Source organism: Streptomyces sp. NPDC056128 (assembly GCF_042263835.1).
Lineage (GTDB): Bacteria > Actinomycetota > Actinomycetes > Streptomycetales > Streptomycetaceae > Streptomyces.
The window spans coordinates 1-2,682 of sequence record NZ_JBHJVQ010000080.1 but is presented as its reverse complement, the minus strand read 5'-3'; the positions used below and the strand labels follow the sequence as shown (position 1 = coordinate 2,682).

Annotated in this window: 1 protein-coding gene; it reads left to right on the top strand. The window is 69.0% G+C overall.

The genetic code is table 11. The features are described 5' to 3' along the window. Positions 1-45: 45 nt before the first annotated feature. Positions 46-2,682: condensation domain-containing protein (locus ACFC1X_RS40660; RefSeq protein ID WP_376364788.1), on the top strand; the 2,637-nt coding region annotated here is incomplete at its 3' end.

Sequence of the window (2,682 nt, the reverse complement as noted above, 5' to 3'; positions counted from 1 at the left end):
GCCCGTGGCTATCACCAGCGTCCGGGACTGACCGGGGAACGCTTCGTGGCGTGTCCGTTCGGTGGTCTGGGTGAGCGGATGTACCGGACCGGTGACCTGGCGCGGTGGACGGTGGACGGGCAGCTCGCATTCGTGGGCCGTGCGGATGATCAGGTCAAGGTCCGCGGGTTCCGGGTCGAGCCGGCCGAGGTCGAGGCGGTCCTGGCGGCGCATCCTGGGGTGGGCCAGGCGGCCGTGGTCGCTCGTGAGGACGTTCCGGGTGACAAGCGCCTGGTCGCCTACGTCGTGCCCGAGGGCGACGGCCCGGTGGATGGTGACCTGCGGAGCTTTGTGGCTGAGCGGTTGCCGGAGTACATGGTGCCGTCGGCGGTGGTGGCGCTGGACGGGTTGCCGTTGTCGGTGAACGGGAAACTGGACCGTTCCGCGCTGCCGGCGCCTGAGTATTCGTCTGCCGGTGGGCGGGGTCCTGCCACGGTGGCCGAGGAGCTGGTGTGTCAGGTGTTCGCGGATGTCCTGGGCGTGGAGCGGGTGGGGGTGGAGGACAACTTCTTCGAGCTCGGTGGTCACTCCTTGCTGGCGGTGTCGTTGGTGCAGCGGTTGCGTGAGCGTGGGTTCGGGGTGTCGGTGCGGGTGCTGTTTGAGGCGCCGACCCCTGCGGCGCTGGCAGCTGCCGGCAGTGGCGGGGGCGTGGTCGAGGTGCCTGCGAACGGCATCCCTGCGCAGGGCGTGGAGGTGATTACGCCGGAGATGATGCCGCTGGTGGAGCTGACGACGGCGCAGATCGACTTGGTCTGCGAGTCGGTCGAGGGCGGGGCGGCCAACGTCGCCGACGTGTATCCGCTGGCACCCTTGCAGGAAGGCATCCTGTTCCACCACCTGCTGGCCGGGGTCGGCGCGGCGGACGTCTACTTGGTGCCGATGGTGCTGGGCTTTGACAGTCGTGAGCGGCTGGACGGGTTCTTGGATGCGTTGCAGCGGGTGGTGGACCGGCACGACATCTATCGCACTGGGCTGGTGTGGGAGCGATTGCCGGAGCCGTTGCAGGTGGTCCGGCGGCGTGCGGTCATCCCAGTCACCGAGGTGTCGTTGTCAGACGGCGGAGATACGAAGGCTGAGCTGCTGGCGGTAGCCGGTCGATGGATGGACCTGCGGCAGGCACCGCTGCTGCGCGTACACGTGGCGGCCGAGCCGGGGAGGCCGGGTCGGTGGGTGGCGTTGGTGCAGGTCCATCACCTGTTGCAAGACCATACGGCGCTTGAGGTGGTGCTGGGCGAGGTCGGAGCGTTCATGGCCGGCCGCGGGGACGAGTTGCCGGTGCCGCTGCCGTTCCGCGACTTTGTGGCCCAGGCCCGGCTGGGGGTATCGCGTGCGGAGCATGAGGAGTACTTCTCAGGTCTGTTGGGTGATGTGACGGAGCCGACGCTGCCGTTCGGCCTGGCTGATACCCATGGGGACGGGTCGACGGTGAGGTCGGCGCGGTTGAGGGTGGACGACTCCGTGGCGGGGCGCATCCGGGAGCAGGCCCGCAGTCTGGGGGTGAGTCCGGCGACGTTGTTCCATGTGGCGTATGCGCGGGTGGTGGCGAGTCTGTCGGGGCGGTCGGATGTGGTGTTCGGGACGGTGTTGCTGGGTCGCATGAATTCTGGGCGGGGTGCGGACCGGATTCCGGGTCCGTTCATGAACACCCTTCCCGTGCGGGTGGACATGGCAGGTCTGGATGCGGTGGGGGCGGTGCGGGCGATGCAGGGGCAGCTGGCCGGCCTGCTGGTGCACGAGCACGCCCCGCTCGCCCTGGCGCAGAAGGCCAGCGGCGTCCCCGCCGCAGCCCCGCTCTTCACGTCCCTGCTGAACTACCGTCATGGCGGTCAGCCCCGCCGGGGCGGCGGGGGCGGGCGGAGTGGAGGTCTTGCCGGGGTGGCGATGCTGTCGACCGAGGATCGGACGAACTATCCGTTGTCGGTGTCGGTGGATGATCTGGGGACGGCGTTCGGGTTGACGGCTGACGCGGTGGCGCCGGGGGATGCGGAGCTGGTGTGCGCGCTGCTGCAGAACGCGGCCGAAGGCTTGGTGGAGGCGCTGGAGCAGGCGTCTGGGATGTCGCTCGGTGCGGTGCAAGTGCTGCCTGCTGGTGACCGGCAGCAGATCTTGCGCGAGTGGAATGATTCGCCTGTGGTGGGGGTGGTGGGTTCGGTGGTGGAGTTGTTCGGGGAGCAGGTGGTGCGGGATCCGGGTGCGGTGGCGGTGGTGTGTGGGGAGGAGAGTCTGACTTACGGCGAGTTGGATGAGCGGGCGGGTCGGCTGGCGGGTGTGTTGGCGGCTCGGGGTGTGGGGCCGGAGTCGGTGGTGGGGGTGTTGTTGGAGCGGTCGGTTGATTTGGTGGTGGCGTTGTTGGGTGTGTTGCGGGCGGGGGGTGCGTATGTGTTGCTGGATCCGTCGTATCCGGTGGAGCGGCGGGCGTGGATGCTGGCGGATGCGGGGGCGGTGTGTGTGGTGACCAGTGGTGTGCTGGCGGGTGAGGTGCCGGAGGGGGTGCCGGTGGTGGAGGTGGATGGTGTGGGGCCGGTGTTGGATCCGGTGGTGGTGGGTGCTGGTGGGGCGGCGTATGTGTTGTATACGTCGGGGTCGTCGGGGGTGCCGAAGGGTGTGGTGGTGTCGCATGGGGGGTTTGCGGGTCTGGTGGCG